Annotated in this window: 1 protein-coding gene; it reads right to left on the bottom strand. The window is 54.9% G+C overall.

Going from position 1 to position 720, the window contains the following annotated elements; all coding sequences use genetic code 11:
* On the bottom strand, window positions 1-720 hold a 720-nt coding region (locus COY37_RS02245; protein ID WP_286975843.1), incomplete at both ends, for a radical SAM protein.

The following is a 720-nucleotide window of genomic DNA, read 5'->3' as shown; positions in this document are numbered from 1 at the left end:
AAAATAGACTCTAATATAATTGTCGCTTATACCTGATAAATAATTCCCTTGCCTGCGCTCAACTAAAACACTAAGGTCTTTACCCACGTAATTCGTGGCAAATTGCTCGGCCAGGGTAGCGCCTATGCCCAGCAGAGCAGCCGACCTGGCATCCTTGACATCGTTCGATATCTGGTCGCTAAAGCCGGCGGCGGGGGTGCCTTTTCTCGGCGAGAACTTAAACACGTGAAGCTTGCTGAAGCCCACCGTTTCGATAAGCCGGGCACTGCTCTCAAAATCGCGCTCGGTCTCTGCCGGAAACCCCACGATCACATCGGTGGTCAATGCCAGGTTTGGGATTCGCCTTTTAAGCTCTGCCGTGCGCTCGACGAACGCTTCGGCCGTATAATGGCGGTTCATTCTGGCGAGCACGTCATTGCTCCCGCTTTGCAATGGGATATGCAGGTGGTTGCAGATTTTTCCTGATTCAACGATAAGCTCGACGATCGCGGGTGAGACCTCATTAAGCTCGATCGAGCTTAACCGAATCCTTCCCAGGCCGCGAATATCGATGAGTCTTGTAAGAAGCGATCCCAAATCAGTCGAGCCGCCGGCCCCGTAAAGCCCGAGGTGGATGCCCGTTAGAACCACTTCCTGCGTCCCGCCTGCAACAAGACGGCTCACTTCGCTGATGACTTCGCCTTCGGGGCGGCTCCAGAGGTCGCCCCGCGCATACGGCAC

The organism is Candidatus Aquicultor secundus (assembly GCF_002791875.1).
Lineage (GTDB): Bacteria > Actinomycetota > Aquicultoria > Aquicultorales > Aquicultoraceae > Aquicultor_A > Aquicultor_A secundus.
The sequence above is the reverse complement of the archived record's forward strand: the minus strand, read 5'-3'. Positions and strand labels throughout refer to the sequence as shown.